This window comes from Escherichia sp. AM3, from assembly GCF_032029835.1.
GTDB lineage: Bacteria > Pseudomonadota > Gammaproteobacteria > Enterobacterales > Enterobacteriaceae > Escherichia > Escherichia coli.
On record NZ_JAVUPQ010000005.1, the window covers coordinates 63,949 to 82,444 of the forward strand.

The following is an 18,496-nucleotide window of genomic DNA, read 5'->3' on the forward strand; positions in this document are numbered from 1 at the left end:
CCTCAGCCTGAGCGAATGAGGGGCCAAATTGCAGAGTACAGCCTTGTTATACTTTGTTATTCAAAATCAGTTGCCCATTACTATCTAGCGGGATCTGCGTACCCGGATCGCGGTCCATGCGGATTTTGCCCTGCTGATCGCCAATCTTATAGGTCACATCATAACCGAGCATTTTTTCTGACTTGTCATACACCGTTTTACAACGCTGTTGCGTAGTCGTGTAAGTATCGCTTTCCTGGAGAGAGCCCTGGATCTGGTTACCGGCATATCCACCACCCAGCGCCCCCACAACAGTGGCGACATCTTTACCGCGACCACCGCCAAACTGATGCCCTATCACGCCGCCAGCAACAGCGCCGAGCACCGACCCGGTAATGCGATTTTCATCCTGCACCGGTCGACGATGGGTCACTGTGACGTTGCGACACTCCTGACGCGGTGTTTTAACCGTTTCCTTGATTGGGGTTGCAGAAACAACCTGAGCGTATTGCGGGCCACGTTCAAACACGTTCAGACTGGCCACTGCCGCTACGCCCAGCGCAGCTGCGACACCAATCCCGATACCCGCCAACATTGATTTATTCACGGGAACACCTCCTTCTTTGCAGTTATGCCAATCATGCAAGCGAAGGAGAAAAGCAGCTATCAGACAGAAGATGAAAAGCGCGGGAATGGCTGGAAATACTTAATGATTCGGAGGAGTCTGAAGGAATGCCTGATGCGACGCTTAACGCGTCTTATCAGACCTACCGCTCGAACCATTTGTCCAGGGCGGATGAGGCGTTTATGCCACATCCGCCAGTGTACGTCGATTAATGCAACTTCAAACGCGGACGGATAACGCGGTTAATACTCCCCACCAGCATCATTAATCCGGTTTTAAAGTAACCATGCAGCGCAATCTGATGCATTCGGTATAGCGAGATATATACAAAGCGCGCAATTCGTCCTTCAATCATCATTGAGCCGCGCGTCAGGTTACCCATCAGGCTACCAACGGTGGAGAAGTTCGACAGCGATACCAGCGAACCATGATCTTTATACTGATAATTTTTCAGCGGCTTACCGTTCATCTGCGCCAGAATGTTGTTCATTGCGCAAGTCGCCATCTGGTGTGCAGCCTGAGCACGCGGCGGAACAAAGCCCCCTTCCGGACGCGGGCATGACGCGCAGTCGCCAATAGCGTAAATGTCTGGATCGCGAGTGGTTTGCAGCGTCGGTTCCACCACCAGCTGGTTGATACGGTTAGTTTCAAGACCACCGATATCTTTCAGGAAGTCTGGCGCTTTGATCCCGGCTGCCCATACCATCAGATCCGCCTCAATATATTCGCCATCTTTAGTGTGCAGGCCGCCTTCATCAGCACTGGTGACCATGGTTTGCGTCAGCACGCGAACGCCAAGTTTCGTTAGCTCGTTGTGGGCCGCAGCAGAGATACGTGGCGGTAACGCAGGCAAAATACGTTCTCCCGCTTCTACCAGCGTTACGTTCAGGGCTTCGTTGGTCAGGCCTTTGTAACCGTAGCTGTGCAGTTGCTTGACCGCGTTGTGCAATTCAGCGGAGAGTTCTACACCCGTCGCGCCGCCGCCGACAATCGCAATGTTCACTTTGCCATTCGCGCCCAGGTTGGCGGAGTATTTCAGGAAGAGATTCAGCATCTCCTGGTGAAAGCGACGCGCCTGGTGCGGGTTATCGAGGAAAATGCAGTTCTCTTTGACACCCGGCGTATTGAAATCGTTAGAGGTGCTACCCAGCGCCATTACCAGGGTGTCATAGGCGATTTTACGTTCCGGAACCAGCAGTTCACCTTTCTCATCGCGCAGTTCTGCAATAGTGATTGTTTTCGCTTCACGATCAATATCAATGACGGAACCCAGCTGGAACTGGAAACCATGATTGCGCGCATGGGCCAGATAGCTCAACGCATCGACGCCTTCATCAAGCGAGCCAGTCGCCACTTCGTGCAGCAGCGGTTTCCACAGGTGGCTGTGGTTACGATCGACCAGCGTAATTTTGGCTTTTTTCTTGCGTCCCAGCTTATGCCCCAGCTGTGTTGCCATTTCCAGCCCACCAGCACCGCCGCCGACAATCACAATTTTTTTCAATGGCGTAGTCAACGTGACCCCCTTAAATTTATTAACCAATTGTTAATTAATGGTTATTAACATAGCTCTTAATTAACAACAGGTTACAGCAATGAAAATGTTCTTCGCTATTGAGAATAACATGAATGGTGCATTGGTCATACCAAAATTGATGTTAATCAAGTTTTGTTGCTGAAAAGATAGGCGACTTTACCGGGTGAGATCAAAAAACAGAGTTTATTGTTTATTATTTGAGCGAATCCGAAAGGGCGATATAGGGTGAAGCGTATATCGAGGGCGTTTGGTCGTCCTGATAAGATGCGCAGCATCGCATCAGGCATTGATGCTCGACTGTCGGATGCGGCGTGAACGCCTTATCCGACTTACAGAATTCGGAGTGCATCAGGTACCGGCAAGGTTACCTGATGCGACGAGGGCATTTACCCGAGGGTTTTGAACGCTTTAATGCGCTGCAAATGCGGGGAGATATTCTTGAATTTGTGCGACTGCTCTTCGTCCCAGACAATCTCGTAATAATGATGCAGCTCTTCAGATGTCCGCTGGCTGTTAAGCGCTTCATCATTACGCGACAAAATCACCAGGCAACGATCGCGATTCTTCTCACGGAAGTTGGTCACACACTTAGTGGCAATATCGGCATACTCTTCCGGGCGATCAATCTTGCCTTCCATGTTCTCATAAGGGAACAAATTAGGGTTGAAGATCACCTGGCGGATGTCGCAAAGAAAACCAATCCGTTCCGCCCAGTATCCGCCCAGGCCAACGCCGCAAATTAGCGGACGCTCGTCAACGTTCAGTTGCAACATTTTGTCCACTTCTTTGAGCAGATGCTGCATATCATGTTTCGGATGCCGCGTACTGTAGCTTATCAAGCGTACATCCGGGTCAATAAACTGCAATTGTAAGACTTTCTCGTGGTTACCCGGACTGTTAGAGTCAAAACCGTGTAAATAGATAATCATCGCTTCCTCACATAAGCCAGGGTTAGTGACCTGCTTTCTCTTCCTGCCAGCGTTCATGTAACTGATTCAGACGGGCGCTGATCGCTTTCCAGCGAGCCGAGTCCATCAGTTCCTGTCGCGAAAATGAACCTTTATGATACAAACGTGTAACACGTTCTGCCTTGATCGGTGACAGATTATCTAACACGCTGACGGCCCCTTTACGATTATTGCAGACCAGGATCATATCGCAACCCGCATCCAGTGATGCCTGCCCGCGTTCGGCATAACTGCCCATAATCACGGCACCTTCCATCGATAAATCGTCAGAGAAAATCACGCCGTCAAAACCCAGTTCCTGACGCAAAACGGTTTTCAGCCAGTAGGGAGAACCGCTCGCCGGACGCGGATCAACATCACTGTAGATCACATGCGCAGGCATAATGGCGTCGAGTTTATTTTCGCGGATTAAGGAACTGAAGACCGACATATCTTTAGCGCGAATCTCCGCTTGTGGACGTGGATCGCACGGTGTTTCTTTGTGTGAGTCTGCCGTTACTGCACCGTGTCCTGGGAAGTGTTTCCCGGTCGTTTTCATTCCGGCTTCATGCATACCATCAATAAACCGGCTGGCAATTGCCAGGGCTTTTTGTGGATCGGCATGATAAGAACGCTCGCCAACCGCCGCGCTGATATGCCCGACATCCAGCACAGGCGCAAAGCTGATATCAATATCCATAGCGATCATTTCGCTGGCCATCAACCAACCTGCCTCCTGCGCCAGTTTGCCACCCTCTTCCATTCCTGACAGCGCAGCGAATGATTGCGCCGCTGGCAAGCGGGTAAAACCTTCACGAAAACGCTGCACGCGTCCACCTTCCTGATCAACCGCCACCACCAGATGATTGCGCGAAGCTGCGCGGATCTGGCGCACCAGTTCACGTAACTGGGCAGGATCATGATAGTTACGCGTAAAGAGAATCAGCCCTCCCACCAGCGGATGCGCCAGTATTTCACGCTCTTCCGCGTCCAGTTCGTAACCTTCGACATCCAACATTACTGGACCCACACTGCTCTCCTTATTGTTTTATTAATAGCTGCCGCCAGGTGTCATCGGCCAGCCTGATAAATTGTTGATCGCCGGTTTGTCGCCAGCGGTACTCAAACCACCCTGCTTTGAGCATCAGCAGCCAGGGAAACCATCGCCTGACCTGACGCCATAATTGCGCCGGATAAATCTTCGCGCGAGTGGCATAGTCATTGACCAATTGCAGGTGCTGTTCAGTATTTTCCACCCACACCGCCGCCAGTTCCAGCGCGATATCACCATCTCCTGCATACTCCCAGTCGATGAGTTTTAACCCTGACGCGCTATGCACTAAATTTCCGGCGTGGACATCCATATGCAATGGACTTAAGCGTAAAGGCCGTGGTTCCCGCGCTTTGCGCAGACGTTTTAACATTCGCAGCCAACCCACTGTCCGCCGCGCCGGATCGCTTTGCTGCCAGTACAGTTCCAGTAACGGCAACAGCGTTATTCGCCAGCCAAAACGTGGTTGTTGATGTAGATAATACAGCAAGCCTGCCAGTTCGTTGGTATCCGGCAAATACGTTTTTACCGCGCCGGGCAGATAGTCGACTACCATCCAGTCACGGAGATATAAATGCGGCTTCGGTGCAATGCATGCGGGTAGTTGTGATAAAGCCCGATACTGGCGCAAGAACGCGGACTGCGGCGCATCAGGATCGTGCGGCTGACGCACAACAAAACGCTGGCCCTGGTGTTCAATGAGAAAACTCCCGCCACTAAGCCCACTATTAAACGTCGTGACGGGATGAAACTGCGGGAAAAAGCGCGACAGCAATTCGTCGCGCGTGATGGGATTATTGCTGCGAAACGGCACCTTTACCTGACCAGATAATTTCGCCCGTCTGCACCAGCATCAGCTGCATTTGTAGGGTCGGAGCGTTAACGTTGCCAGAGGCGCTGGAGTATAGCACGTAATGAGCGCCGACATTGCGGGCAATGCCTATGGCTTTACTACGGGTACCTAAACTGTCCTGCGGCGACAAACCTAACTGTTGCTTAGCCATCGACAGCTGCTGGGCGGAAACCAGGGTAAATTTACCGTTATTAGCCAGCGCATTTCGCAGCGTTTCGGTCGCTTCTGCGGCATTCAGCGAACCGTTAGTACGGTTGTTAACGCTATCAACCAGCAGGACGCTACCCGCAGTCACCCCGTCAGCCCCAAGCATCTTACTGACCATCGGCTGCATTGCGCCATTCCAGTCATAATGGCGAATATGCGGCGCAGGCGGTGCAGTTTGATCTTCGTGCTCAATTGGGCCTGGCTGCTGCGGGATCGTCGGCACCGAGGGCACTGTGGGGACAGGCTGTTGTGGCTCGGCTGGTTGTTCCGGCGCTGGTTTCACTTCTTCTACCGGTGCAGGTTCACGTTGCCCCACACACCCGGCGAGAAACATCGCCAGCGCGGTAATCAAGGCGTAGCGACTCATTTTTGTCATCAAGATTCACCCCTTACAAATATAGATAAAGTCTGACTTTGTGCGCCCCCAGAAAATTGGCGCTGCCGTACAGCGTTACCGCCGAATGTGCGGGAATGGTAACGCTGCGTGGCCTTTCCAGAGGATGCATCTCCAGCCCTCTGGCGTCATACCAGTAAAAACGATAATGAACGGTAATGGGTTCTTGCCTTTCGTTATAAAGCGTTGAGGATGCTGAAGGTTGAATATCAGACGTCGAAAGGACGGGCTTTTCTGCACTGATGCCCGCAGCCAATAAAGATGACTCCATCACCAGCGATTGCTCATCATTCACCGGAATTTCCGGATGTGAACGACAGCCCACCAGCAGTAACAACGCCAGAGACACCAGCCCAAAGCATCCTTTTCTCATCGTTACAGACCTTTATGCGCCAGCATTGGTCCCAGCGGACGGCCACCCAACAAGTGCATATGGATGTGGTAAACCTCTTGTCCGCCATGGCGGTTGGTGTTCATGATCAGACGATAGCCATCTTCGGCAATACCTTCTTGCTCAGCAATTTTTGCCGCTACGGTGATCATGCGTCCCAGCGCCTGCTCATGCTCAGCTGACACGTCGTTCACAGTCGGTATGAGGATATTCGGAATGATCAGAATATGCGTTGGCGCTTGCGGCGAAATATCGCGAAACGCCGTTACCAGATCATCCTGGTAGACGATATCGGAGGGGATCTCACGACGAATAATTTTGCTGAATATAGTTTCTTCTGCCACGACATTTTCCTTTTTCAAATAGCCATGCGTTGCGCCATGCTACGCCGCGCCACACTGCGAGTATAGAGTATGGTCGAGTTAAACCTGCTCTTTCAACCTTAACTCACGATTTCTTAAGCAAAAAATCGTTTTGCTGCCGTATATATCGCCATTATTCCCATTTCTGCCTGCGAATGCGCTGAAAAGACATTCTCTGTTTGGTTTACACGACAAATATGAATGCGTATATTTCTCATTTGCATTTACAAACAAAATTATTCGCACACTAAATATAACCGCTCATCACCCTCCTCCGGCATGAGCCTGACGACAACATAAACCAAGAGATTTCAAATGCTTTCAACACAATTTAACAGGGATAATCAATATCAAGCCATCACCAAACCGTCACTACTTGCCGGTTGCATAGCACTGGCACTATTACCTTCTGCCGCTTTTGCTGCACCAGCCACTGAAGAAACGGTGATTGTTGAGGGTTCAGCCACAGCTCCAGATGATGGCGAAAATGATTACAGCGTAACGTCTACCTCTGCGGGTACCAAAATGCAGATGACTCAACGTGATATTCCTCAGTCGGTCACTATTGTTAGCCAGCAGCGGATGGAAGATCAGCAGTTACAAACGCTGGGCGAAGTGATGGAAAACACGCTGGGGATCAGCAAAAGTCAGGCGGATTCCGATCGTGCTCTTTATTATTCCCGCGGATTCCAGATCGATAACTATATGGTTGATGGTATCCCCACCTATTTTGAATCGCGCTGGAATCTGGGCGACGCACTTTCTGATATGGCACTCTTTGAACGCGTAGAAGTAGTGCGTGGCGCGACAGGACTCATGACCGGGACGGGTAATCCATCTGCGGCAATTAATATGGTTCGAAAACACGCGACCAGTCGTGAATTTAAAGGCGATGTCTCGGCGGAATACGGTAGCTGGAACAAAGAACGGTATGTGGCGGATTTACAAAGCCCACTCACCGAAGACGGTAAAATCCGCGCGCGAATTGTCGGCGGCTACCAGAATAACGACTCATGGCTGGACCGCTACAACAGTGAAAAGACCTTCTTCTCGGGCATTGTCGATGCTGATTTAGGCGATCTTACGACGCTTTCAGCCGGTTACGAATATCAGCGCATTGATGTTAATAGCCCTACCTGGGGCGGTTTACCGCGCTGGAATACTGATGGCAGCAGCAACAGTTACGATCGTGCACGCAGCACCGCACCTGACTGGGCGTACAACGATAAAGAGATCAACAAGGTCTTTATGACCCTGAAGCAGCGGTTTGCTGATACCTGGCAAGCGACACTGAATGCCACCCACTCTGAAGTCGAATTTGACAGCAAAATGATGTATGTCGATGCCTATGTAAACAAAGCGGATGGTATGCTGGTTGGGCCATACAGTAATTATGGACCTGGCTTTGATTATGTCGGCGGCACCGGTTGGAACAGTGGCAAACGTAAAGTTGATGCGCTGGATTTGTTCGCTGACGGTATTTATGAATTGTTTGGTCGTCAGCACAATCTAATGTTTGGTGGCAGTTACAGCAAACAAAACAATCGTTACTTCAGTTCATGGGCCAACATCTTCCCGGATGAAATTGGCAGTTTCTACAACTTTAATGGCAATTTCCCACAAACCGACTGGTCACCACAGAGCCTGGCACAGGACGATACCACACATATGAAATCGTTATATGCTGCCACTCGAGTCACCCTTGCCGATCCGCTGCATCTGATCCTCGGCGCACGTTATACCAACTGGCGGGTTGATACGCTGACTTACAGCATGGAGAAAAACCACACCACGCCTTACGCTGGTCTGGTGTTTGACATCAATGACAACTGGTCGACCTACGCCAGCTATACCTCTATTTTCCAGCCGCAAAATGATCGTGACAGTTCAGGCAAATATCTGGCTCCAATCACCGGTAACAACTACGAGCTGGGTCTGAAATCGGACTGGATGAATAGCCGTCTGACCACCACGTTAGCCATCTTCCGTATTGAGCAGGATAATGTCGCTCAGTCCACCGGTACACCTATCCCCGGCAGCAACGGCGAAACCGCCTATAAAGCGGTGGATGGGACAGTCAGTAAAGGGGTGGAATTTGAACTCAACGGCGCAATTACCGACAACTGGCAGCTGACATTTGGCGCAACGCGCTATATTGCAGAGGATAACGAAGGAAACGCCGTTAATCCTAATCTGCCACGCACCACGGTTAAAATGTTCACCAGCTATCGGTTGCCTGTCATGCCAGAGTTGACAGTCGGCGGTGGTGTTAACTGGCAAAATCGCGTGTATACCGACACCGTGACACCGTATGGCACCTTCCGCGCCGAGCAAGGTAGCTACGCGCTGGTGGATCTCTTCACCCGCTACCAGGTGACGAAAAACTTCTCGTTACAGGGGAACGTCAATAACCTGTTCGACAAAACCTACGATACCAACGTGGAAGGTTCTATCGTCTACGGCGCACCGCGTAATTTCAGCATTACCGGCACGTATCAATTCTGAATAACACCTGTAAAAAAGGCAGCCATCTGGCTGCCTTAGTCTCCCCAACGTCTTACAGATTAGTGGTTACGGATGTACTCATCCATCTCGGTTTTCAGGTTGTCGGATTTAGTACCGAAAATCGCCTGAACACCAGAACCAGCAACCACTACGCCCGCTGCGCCCAGTTTCTTCAGGCCGGCCTGATCCACTTTAGACACATCAGCAACGCTGACGCGCAGACGGGTAATACATGCGTCGAGGTTAGTAATGTTTTCTTTACCACCAAATGCAGCAACCAGAGCCGGTGCCATTTCGCTGGTACCTGTCGCTTTTGCATCTTCAGTCGCGTCTTCACGACCCGGCGTTTTCAGATCCAGTGCTTTAATCAGCACGCGGAAGATGGTGTAGTAAACAATCGCATAACCGATACCGACGATCGGGAACAGCCACAGTTTGCTGCTGTTACCAGACAGAACGATGAAGTCGATCAGACCGTGCGAGAACGACGTACCGTCACGCATCCCCAGAAGAATACAGATTGGGAATGCCAGGCCTGCCAGAATCGCGTGGATGATGTACAGGATCGGCGCAACGAACATGAAGGAGAACTCGATCGGCTCGGTGATACCGGTCAGGAACGAGGTCAGCGCCGCGGAGATCATAATACCGCCCACTTTCGCGCGGTTTTCTGGTTTAGCAGAGTGCCAGATAGCAATTGCGGCAGCTGGCAGACCGTACATTTTGAACAGGAAGCCACCAGACAGTTTACCCGCAGTCGGGTCACCCGCCATATAACGCGGAATGTCGCCGTGGAAAACCTGACCTGCTGCGTTGGTGTATTCACCAATCTGCATCTGGAAAGGTACGTTCCAGATGTGGTGCAGACCAAACGGTACCAGGCAACGTTCGATGAAACCGTAAATGCCAAACGCAACTACCGGGTTCTGGTAAGCAGCCCACTGAGAGAAGGTCTGGATTGCAGAACCAATCGGCGGCCAAATGAAGGACAGCACAACGCCAGTAAAGATGGCAGCCAGGCCAGAAATGATCGGCACAAAGCGTTTACCGGCAAAGAAGCCAAGATACTCAGGCAGCTTAATACGGTAGAAACGGTTAAACATGTACGCTGCGATCGCACCGGAGATAATCCCTCCGAGTACGCCAGTATCCGCCAGGTGTTTAGAGGCGATTTCTTCAGCAGGTAAATGCAGTACCAGTGGCGCAACCACGGCCATGGTTTTAACCATGATGCCATAGGCAACAACTGCGGCCAGCGCGGATACGCCATCGTTATTGGTAAAGCCGAGGGCGACACCGATCGCAAAAATCAGTGGCATGTTTGCAAAGACGGAACCGCCTGCTTCTGCCATAACATGCGATACAACGGCGGGCAGCCAGCTGAAATTCGCGGAACCGACGCCCAGCAGAATACCTGCGATAGGCAGTACGGATACCGGCAGCATCAGCGATTTACCGACCTTTTGCAGGTTAGCAAATGCATTCTTAAACATAATTGAGAGTGCTCCTGAGTATGGGTGCTTTTTTTACGTTCTCACGCGTGGCAAGGGGGGAGAGCCTCGCCGTGTACAGGGCATCTAAGCGCCCTTTATTTATTACACAGAGTAAAATAATTCAGTGCCAATTTGTTTGACGACTATCACGTTTCAACTTCAGATCATTGGAGAAGTTGCACATTTTGACAAAACATATGTCACAATATTTCAAACGTGGTTATTCACCGCCAAATTTTCGGCGGTGAACTTTACTCGTTTTAGCCATTAATTACGAGCTTTAAAAAAACTCATTCAACGGATGGATTGAAGGCGGGAAGCGTCGATGTGAAACAGACGGGCGAAGTTATCGGTGGTTACCTGCGCCAGTTCTTCAACGGCAACACCTTTCAACACAGCCATGTATTCTGCAACGTCACGAACCATCGCAGGTTGATTCTCTTTTCCTCGATGCGGTACCGGCGCAAGGTAAGGTGAGTCAGTTTCCACCAGTAACCGATCCAGGGGGACATAACGCGCAGCATCGCGCAGTTGCTCCGCATTACGGAAGGTCACAATGCCGGAAAAGGAGATGTAAAATCCGAGATCCAGTAATTTGCCCGCCGTTTCTCTGTCCTCTGTAAAACAGTGTAGTACGCCACCGCAATCCGTCACTTTTTCTTCGCGCAGAATTGCCAGCGTATCGGCGCGGGCGTCACGGGTATGGACGATAACCGGCTTGTTCAGTTCACGACCAATCTGGATATGATGGATGAAGGACTCTTGCTGACGAACTTTAGTTTCCGGTGTGTAATAATAATCCAGCCCGGTTTCTCCCAGCGCTACAACACCCTCTTCTGCCGCCAGACGGCGTAAATCTTCTACATCGTAGGGATCATTCTGGTTGAGTGGATGCACGCCACAAGAAAATACGACGTTGTCACGTTCGCCTACCAGCTCCCGCATATGTAAATAACCCGGTAATGTTGTGGCGACTGCTAGACAAAATTTCACATCGCGTGCGGCGGCTTTCGCCAGAACGTCATCCACGTCCTTATGCAAAGATTCATAATCCAGACCATCGAGATGGCAGTGTGAGTCGACTAAAAACATGATGTCTCTCTTAAAGATGAGGAACCGGTAGCACAACGCCCGGTTGCAGGTAATGCTCAATACGCAGTAAAAGATCGGTGATGAGAAGCTCGCGGTTGATGCCTGTGACAGACATTAACTGTTCACGAATGTGGCAAACATCCCCCAGTATAGCCTGCAGGCGCGAGGGAGAAAGATGGTTTGCCAGTTCGGCGACCAGACCCGGCACATCAACATTGGTCACCTGCGCAGCGCCATGATGGCGTTTTAGCGCATCCATCAGCAACGTTGCCAGCCAGTGTAAACGCGCCGGAGCTTGTTCATGATTAAGGGCCGCCAGCAGCGAATACCAGTCGCCCGATGGTACGCTATATGCCAACGCCTGACACAATGTTTCACGAGCCTGCCAGTTATCTCCCTGAAACAACGCCAGTGCCGCGCCAGGCGAACCGGCGCTTAAGCGCAATGCGGCAAGTAATGCATCCTGTGACATTGTCACTTCGCGTGAAAGCCAGGTCACGGCGTACTGTTCCGGCGGCGGCGCAAGGTAATGTAACCGACAACGACTACGTAATGTTGCCAGTAAACGTTCAGGCTCGCGGGTAGCCAGGAAAAACCAGGTTTCTGCTGGTGGCTCTTCAAGCGTTTTCAGCAATGCGTTAGCCGCGGCGTCGGTTAGTAAGGCAGCATCGGTTACCCAGACAACTTTCGCACCACCTAAGCGTGCGTGCTCATTCAGCTTTTCGGTGACCTCACGTACCGCATCAATGCCCAACGCATTTTTCCCTTTTTCGGGAGCCAGGGTGTAGTAATCGGGATGCGTGCCAGCCTGCATCAACTGACATCCACGACAGTGACCGCAACTTTTGTGACCCTGCGGTTGTTGGCAGAGTAAATAACGGCTCAGGGCGTAGATTAAAGCATCATCGCCCATGCCCGGTAACGCCTGAATGAGCAGCGCATGGTGACCTCTTCCGGCCTGATAGCTGGCTACCAGTTTTTCGAAATCAGGTCGTAACCATGGATACCATCTCATGCGTCCAACTCCTTCACCCAGTGGGTCACGGTAGTGCGGATTGCATCCATCACGGCCTCCAGCGGCTGGGTGGCATCAATGGTATGAATGCTTTTATCTTGTGCTGCCAGTTCCAGATAGCGGGCGCGGGTGCGATTAAAGAAATCGAAAGACTCTTGCTCAATACGATCCAGCTCGCCGCGCGCACGCGCGCGTTTTAAGCCAACTTCCGGGGTAACATCGAGATAGAGCGTTAAGTCGGGGCGAAAATCACCGAGAACAGCATCACGCAGTGTTGCCAGCATATGTTGGTCAATACCACGTCCGCCGCCCTGATACGCCTGAGTGGAGAGATCGTGGCGATCGCCAATCACCCAGGTGCCGTTAGCCAGCGCAGGTTTGATGACTGTTTCTACCAGTTGAACGCGCGCGGCATAAAACATCAGAACTTCGGCTTTATCGGTAATGACTTCATCGCCTACCGATTTGATATCCAGCACCAGGCTTCTTAACTTTTCGGCAAGTTGCGTACCGCCAGGTTCCCGAGTGAAAACCATGTCGCGGATACCCAGTTGCTCGAGCGTCTCAACCACCACATTACGCGCGGTAGTTTTGCCTGCGCCTTCCAGCCCCTCAATGACGATATACTTACTGCGCATTTTTTTCCTTAAGCACTTTCAGATAATCCTGCACAGACTTGTTATGACTGGCAAGATTGGTATTAAACGTGTGACCACCTTTACCATCGGCCACAAAATAGAGATACGGCGTTTTTGCCGGATGCGCAGCAGCCTTCAGCGAATCCGCCCCCGGCGTAGCTATCGCACCCGGCGGCAAACCGGTAATGGTATAGGTGTTATACGCTGTCGGCGTTTCCAGGTCTGCACGAGAAAGTTTGCCATTATAACGCTCTCCCATCCCGTAAATCACGGTTGGGTCGGTCTGCAAGCGCATACCAATGCGTAAACGGTTGATAAATACCGAGGCAACCTGATCGCGTTCACTGGCAACGGCGGTTTCTTTTTCGATAATTGATGCCATCGTCACCAGCTGATTTTTATCTTTATAAGGCAGACCGTCCGCACGCCCTTCCCAGGCGCTATCGACCGCTTTCACCATTTTCTTGTGCGCTCGCTTGAGTAACGCGACATCGGTGGTATTGGCGGTATACATCCAGGTGTCTGGCCAGAACCAACCTTCAATCCACTCCGGGTTTTCCAGTTCAAGTGCCTGCGCTACGGTGGCGTACTTATCGTCACTCAGCGTGTGCTTGATATACGGAGCCTCACGCAATTGCTTGAGGTAGTCGCTCAGACGCATCCCTTCTACCAGTCGCAGCGGGAACTGTGCTTCTTTACCGCTTTCCAACAATTTCAGCATCTCGCGCACGGTCATCTGCGGTGTAAAGCGGTAAGTCCCGGCTTTAAAGTGAGAAAGATCCGGTTCGATACGCAGCAGCCATTGAAAAACCCGTGGGCGATTGATGATCTTATCAGCATAAAGCTGTTCACCGAGCGCCAGACGTCCGGTCCCTGGCTTCAGGGTAAATATCGTCTCTTCTTTGATAAGCAATTTGCTGTCGGCAAGATGGCGAACCTTCCAGACGCCCACACCAGCGGCGATACCCAGTACCACCAGCAATAACAAGATTATCAATAACACTTTTTTCATGACTAATTCGGGCGCTCACAAAGTGGGGCTAAATATTCATATAACGTTGCTGACGAAAAGGAGACATCGCCACAGGCACGTACGGGCATCACTGGCATTAACGCATTACAAATAACCATCTCATCTGCCTGCAACGCCTCTTCCAGAGAAGCTTGCACTTCGACAAGCTGATAAGAGGATTGTGCCAGCAAACGGATACAGAATTGTCGCATAATGCCGTTAACACCTGCCTGATCCAGTCGCGGCGTATAAACTACGTTGCCCTTCCGCCAGAACAAATTAGCCGCACAGCATTCCGTAACCCACCCTTCGCTGTCAAGGACCAGCGCCTCATCAGCGTTTGTCTGCTCAAGATGAGAGCGAATCAATACTTGCTCAAGCCGATTAAGATGTTTAATACCTGCAAGATGAGGATTGCGCCCCAGCCGCACCGGGCTTAGCACCAACGTCATCCCCTCGTTACGCAAACGGTCGTAATGTGCAGGATAAGCCGTAACGGAGAGAATCCGCGTTGCTGGTCCGCTGTTCAATGTGCTGTACCCTCGCCCGCCACTACCGCGACTGATCACGACTTTCAGTACACCATTTTGCTGTTCTGCTGCCAGCGTTTTCATCTCTTGTTCAAGCTGAGGCCAGAAGTCACAGGAAATCATCAACCGCTGACAAGCATCCTGTAGTCGCTGGATATGCGCCGATAACAAACTGACTTTACCGTCGATAACTCTGGCAGTGGTAAAACAACCATCACCAAACTGCGTTGCCCGATCGCTTACTGCCAGCGATTCCTGCTTATAACCGTTAATTAAGAACATACCGGCTCCTTATCAGAGAATTGTTAGTGTGGCAGCATGTTCACTACGGAACAAGTCGGAATAAAAGCTAAGAAAAAAGGCCCGCAAGCGGACCTTTTATATGGGTGGGAAATGACAACTTAGATCTTTTTAAAGATCAAAGAACCATTAGTGCCACCGAAGCCGAAGGAGTTACACAGCGTGTATTCCATTCCGCTGACCTGACGTGCTTCATGCGGTACGAAATCCAGATCGCAACCTTCATCCGGGTTATCCAGGTTGATGGTTGGCGGAACAGCCTGATCGCGCAGCGCCAGGATGGAGTAGATAGACTCTACTGCCCCCGCCGCACCTAACAGGTGACCGGTCATAGATTTCGTGGAGCTTACCAACACACGGCTTGCAGCTTCACCGAAGATGGCTTTCACCGCCTGCGCTTCAGCTTTATCGCCAGCCGGCGTAGAAGTACCGTGCGCGTTAACGTAGCCAATCTGACTCGCTTCAATGCCTGCATCACGCAGAGCATTTGCCATTGCCAGAGCTGCGCCTGCGCCATTTTCTGGCGGTGACGTCATATGATAAGCATCGCTGCTCATACCAAAGCCGACGAGTTCAGCGTAAATTTTCGCACCGCGTTTTTTCGCGTGTTCGTACTCTTCAAGTACCAGCATACCGGCACCATCGCCCAGTACGAAGCCATCACGCTCTTTATCCCACGGGCGGCTCGCCGCTTGCGGGTTATCATTGCGGGTAGATAATGCACGTGCCGCGCCAAAACCACCAACACCCAGCGGCGTACTGGCTTTCTCTGCGCCACCTGCAACCATCACGTCAGCATCGCCATACGCGATAATACGCGCAGCATGGCCAATGTTGTGCACGCCGGAAGTACAGGCGGTCGCGATAGAGATGCTTGGGCCACGCAGGCCATACATGATAGTCAGATGACCTGCCACCATGTTCACAATCGTTGACGGAACGAAGAATGGGCTGATCTTACGTGGACCACCGTTCATCAGAGATGTGTGGTTTTCTTCGATCAGTCCGAGGCCGCCAATCCCGGAGCCAATTGCGGCACCAATGCGGGTTGCGTTCTCTTCCGTTATTTCAAGGCCAGAATCCTGCATGGCCTGAACGCCAGCGACAATTCCATATTGAATGAAGGCATCCATCTTGCGCTGTTCTTTGCGCGAGATAATGTCCTCACAGTTAAAATCCTTTACTAAGCCAGCAAATTTCGTTGCATAGGCGCTAGTATCGAAATGGTCGATTAGGCTGATGCCACTCTGACCGGCAAGCAGAGCTTTCCAGGTAGACTCTACGGTATTGCCGACAGGAGACAACATGCCCAGTCCGGTCACAACTACACGACGCTTAGACACGTTTGTCCTCCAGGGAGGGAAAAAATGATTCTAGTGGGACAAAAAGATAAAACTCAGGCGGTCGAACGACCGCCTGGAGATGTTCACTTACGCCTGGTGGCCGTTGATGTAATCAATGGCAGCCTGAACGGTGGTGATTTTCTCAGCTTCTTCGTCCGGAATCTCAGTATCAAACTCTTCTTCCAGAGCCATTACCAGCTCAACGGTGTCAAGAGAATCCGCGCCCAGGTCTTCAACGAAAGAAGCATTGTTGGTAACTTCTTCCTGCTTAACGCCCAGCTGTTCGCCGATAATTTTCTTAACGCGTTCTTCGATAGTGCTCATACTCTTAAATTTCCTATCAAAACTCGCTTTCGCGATGGTTTTCGTAGTGTATAAAATGTTGAAAAATTTGCAACTAAATCCCGGCAGGTCTTACCACGATTTTACGTTATTTTGAGGCCTTACCCCCCAATAACGCAAATCATTTTGCACTAATTATTACTCATAACCACGCAGACTGCGCGCAACATGAGCATTTTGTGCAAATCGCGGTCAGACCATGTACATCCCGCCGTTCACATGCAAAGTTTCACCCGTGATGTAAGCTGCTTCGTCGGATGCCAGGAATGCAACCGCGTTGGCGATTTCCTGTGCGCCGCCGAGGCGACCCGCAGGAACCTGCGCCAGGATACCCGCACGCTGGTCATCGCTCAGCGCACGTGTCATGTCCGTTTCAATAAAGCCCGGAGCAACAACGTTTACAGTAATACCGCGTGACGCAACTTCGCGCGCCAGTGATTTACTGAAGCCGATCAAGCCCGCTTTCGCCGCAGCGTAGTTGGCCTGACCGCCATTTCCCATGGTACCAACCACAGAACCGATAGTGATAATACGACCATGACGCTTTTTCATCATAGCGCGCATTACCGCTTTTGACAGACGGAAAACAGATGAAAGGTTGGTTTCGATAATATCGTTCCACTCTTCATCTTTCATTCGCATTAACAGGTTATCACGAGTGATACCGGCATTATTGACCAGGATATCCACTTCACCAAATTCCGCGCGAATTTTTTCCAGAACAGATTCGATAGATGCCGGGTCGGTCACATTCAACATCAGACCTTTGCCGTTAGCACCTAAATAATCACTGATCGCCTGAGCGCCATTTTCACTGGTCGCAGTGCCAATAACTTTCGCGCCACGGGCTGCGAGCGTTTCAGCAATTGCGCGGCCAATTCCGCGGCTTGCACCGGTTACCAGTGCGATTTTTCCTTCAAAATTCATGATTTTCCTCTTTTAAAGCTCGAGCGCCGCTGCCATCGCTGAAGGTTCGTTCAGCGCCGAGGCGGTCAGGGTGTCGACAATGCGTTTCGTCAGGCCAGTAAGCACTTTGCCCGGGCCGACTTCATAGAGATGTTCTACGCCTTGCGCTGCCATGTACTCAACAGACTTCGTCCACTGAACCGGGTTATACAACTGACGTACCAGTGCGTCACGGATGGCATCACCATTGGTTTCGCATTTCACATCAACGTTATTCACAACAGGAACTGTTGGTGCGTTAAAGGTGATTTTCGCTAATTCTACTGCCAGTTTGTCGGCTGCTGGTTTCATCAGCGCACAGTGAGACGGTACGCTCACTGGTAACGGCAGAGCGCGTTTTGCGCCCGCAGCTTTACAGGCAGCGCCAGCACGCTCAACCGCTTCTTTATGACCGGCAATAACCACCTGTCCCGGAGAGTTAAAGTTTACCGGAGAAACGACCTGACCTTCTGCAGCTTCTTCACACGCTTTCGCAATAGACGCATCATCCAGACCGATGATTGCCGCCATAGCGCCCGTGCCTTCCGGTACGGCTTCTTGCATGAACTTGCCGCGCATCTCAACCAGACGCACCGCATCAGCGAAATCAATCACACCAGCGCAAACCAGCGCGGAGTATTCCCCCAGGCTGTGACCGGCCATCATTGCCGGTGCTTTACCGCCCTGCTGCTGCCATACGCGGTACAGCGCAACAGATGCAGTCAACAGCGCTGGCTGGGTTTGCCAGGTTTTATTCAGTTCTTCAGCTGGCCCCTGCTGGGTCAGCGCCCACAGGTCGTAGCCCAGCGCCGCAGAAGCTTCAGCAAACGTTTCTTCGACAATTGGATAGCTCGCCGCCATATCAGCCAGCATTCCAACGGTTTGAGAACCCTGTCCAGGGAACACAAATGCAAATTGCGTCATGTTTTAATCCTTAT

Annotated in this window: 19 protein-coding genes; 1 reads left to right on the top strand and 18 read right to left on the bottom strand. The window is 51.3% G+C overall.

Annotated features, from left to right (window positions below; genetic code table 11):
* Nucleotides 1–46 precede the first annotated feature (46 nt).
* The 8 genes from RTW80_RS04055 to hinT form a co-directional block, all read right to left on the bottom strand.
* Nucleotides 47–586 (bottom strand): glycine zipper 2TM domain-containing protein, encoded by a 540-nt coding sequence (locus tag RTW80_RS04055; RefSeq protein WP_001043459.1) that lies wholly within the window; start codon nt 584–586, stop codon nt 47–49.
* 226 nt (nt 587–812) lie between these two features.
* Nucleotides 813–2,117 (bottom strand): NADH-quinone dehydrogenase, encoded by a 1,305-nt coding sequence (gene ndh / locus RTW80_RS04060; protein WP_000211045.1) that lies wholly within the window; start codon nt 2,115–2,117, stop codon nt 813–815.
* A 407-nt stretch (nt 2,118–2,524) separates the two neighbouring features.
* Nucleotides 2,525–3,067 (bottom strand): alpha/beta hydrolase YcfP, encoded by a 543-nt coding sequence (gene ycfP / locus RTW80_RS04065; RefSeq protein ID WP_000587930.1) that lies wholly within the window; start codon nt 3,065–3,067, stop codon nt 2,525–2,527.
* Between the two features lie 22 nt (nt 3,068–3,089).
* Nucleotides 3,090–4,115, bottom strand: a complete 1,026-nt coding sequence (gene nagZ / locus RTW80_RS04070) for a beta-N-acetylhexosaminidase (protein ID WP_063119297.1) — start codon at nt 4,113–4,115, stop codon at nt 3,090–3,092.
* A gap of 10 nt (nt 4,116–4,125) precedes the next feature.
* Nucleotides 4,126–4,950, bottom strand: coding sequence for a thiamine kinase (thiK, locus tag RTW80_RS04075; RefSeq protein ID WP_001116565.1), 825 nt, complete (start codon nt 4,948–4,950; stop codon nt 4,126–4,128).
* Nucleotides 4,931–5,572 carry a penicillin-binding protein activator LpoB gene (lpoB, locus tag RTW80_RS04080; protein WP_000164439.1) on the bottom strand — a complete coding sequence of 214 codons (642 nt, stop codon included), beginning with the start codon at nt 5,570–5,572 and terminating at the stop codon, nt 4,931–4,933. The genes thiK and lpoB overlap by 20 nt, the downstream gene beginning before the upstream one ends.
* A 13-nt stretch (nt 5,573–5,585) precedes the next feature.
* Complete coding sequence (locus tag RTW80_RS04085; protein ID WP_001225276.1) at nt 5,586–5,963, bottom strand: YcfL family protein; 378 nt, start codon at nt 5,961–5,963, stop codon at nt 5,586–5,588.
* 2 nt (nt 5,964–5,965) lie between these two features.
* Nucleotides 5,966–6,325: a purine nucleoside phosphoramidase gene (gene hinT, locus RTW80_RS04090; RefSeq protein WP_000807125.1), complete on the bottom strand. Its 360-nt coding sequence runs from the start codon at nt 6,323–6,325 to the stop codon at nt 5,966–5,968.
* Between the two features lie 333 nt (nt 6,326–6,658).
* Between hinT and fhuE the strand changes: the two genes are divergently transcribed.
* Nucleotides 6,659–8,848, top strand: coding sequence for a ferric-rhodotorulic acid/ferric-coprogen receptor FhuE (gene fhuE, locus RTW80_RS04095; RefSeq protein ID WP_000953449.1), 2,190 nt, complete (start codon nt 6,659–6,661; stop codon nt 8,846–8,848).
* Between the two features lie 59 nt (nt 8,849–8,907).
* Here the strand turns inward: fhuE and ptsG are convergent, their stop codons facing one another.
* From ptsG to fabD, 10 genes are all read right to left on the bottom strand, one after another.
* The gene (gene ptsG, locus RTW80_RS04100; RefSeq protein ID WP_000475719.1) at nt 8,908–10,341 is read right to left on the bottom strand and encodes a PTS glucose transporter subunit IIBC; all 1,434 of its coding nucleotides are present in this window, start codon (nt 10,339–10,341) and stop codon (nt 8,908–8,910) included.
* Between the two features lie 294 nt (nt 10,342–10,635).
* On the bottom strand, nt 10,636–11,433 hold the full coding sequence (locus tag RTW80_RS04105) for a metal-dependent hydrolase (RefSeq protein ID WP_000480255.1): 798 nt from the start codon (nt 11,431–11,433) through the stop codon (nt 10,636–10,638).
* Between the two features lie 10 nt (nt 11,434–11,443).
* The gene (gene holB, locus RTW80_RS04110; protein WP_001267920.1) at nt 11,444–12,448 is read right to left on the bottom strand and encodes a DNA polymerase III subunit delta'; all 1,005 of its coding nucleotides are present in this window, start codon (nt 12,446–12,448) and stop codon (nt 11,444–11,446) included.
* Nucleotides 12,445–13,086: a dTMP kinase gene (gene tmk, locus RTW80_RS04115; RefSeq protein WP_001257000.1), complete on the bottom strand. Its 642-nt coding sequence runs from the start codon at nt 13,084–13,086 to the stop codon at nt 12,445–12,447. Before tmk ends, holB begins: the two co-directional genes overlap by 4 nt.
* Complete coding sequence (yceG, locus tag RTW80_RS04120; protein WP_000756838.1) at nt 13,076–14,098, bottom strand: cell division protein YceG; 1,023 nt, start codon at nt 14,096–14,098, stop codon at nt 13,076–13,078. Before yceG ends, tmk begins: the two co-directional genes overlap by 11 nt.
* A gap of 2 nt (nt 14,099–14,100) precedes the next feature.
* Nucleotides 14,101–14,910 (bottom strand): aminodeoxychorismate lyase, encoded by an 810-nt coding sequence (gene pabC / locus RTW80_RS04125; RefSeq protein WP_000478709.1) that lies wholly within the window; start codon nt 14,908–14,910, stop codon nt 14,101–14,103.
* 119 nt (nt 14,911–15,029) lie between these two features.
* Nucleotides 15,030–16,271 (bottom strand): beta-ketoacyl-ACP synthase II, encoded by a 1,242-nt coding sequence (gene fabF, locus RTW80_RS04130; RefSeq protein ID WP_000044677.1) that lies wholly within the window; start codon nt 16,269–16,271, stop codon nt 15,030–15,032.
* 87 nt (nt 16,272–16,358) lie between these two features.
* Entirely contained in the window at nt 16,359–16,595 is a 237-nt protein-coding gene (acpP, locus tag RTW80_RS04135; RefSeq protein ID WP_000103754.1) for an acyl carrier protein, read from the bottom strand.
* A gap of 210 nt (nt 16,596–16,805) precedes the next feature.
* A complete protein-coding gene (fabG, locus tag RTW80_RS04140; protein WP_001008535.1) occupies nt 16,806–17,540 on the bottom strand; it encodes a 3-oxoacyl-ACP reductase FabG in 735 nt (244 codons plus the stop codon).
* Between the two features lie 12 nt (nt 17,541–17,552).
* Complete coding sequence (gene fabD / locus RTW80_RS04145) at nt 17,553–18,482, bottom strand: ACP S-malonyltransferase (RefSeq protein ID WP_000191372.1); 930 nt, start codon at nt 18,480–18,482, stop codon at nt 17,553–17,555.
* Nucleotides 18,483–18,496: the final 14 nt, after the last annotated feature.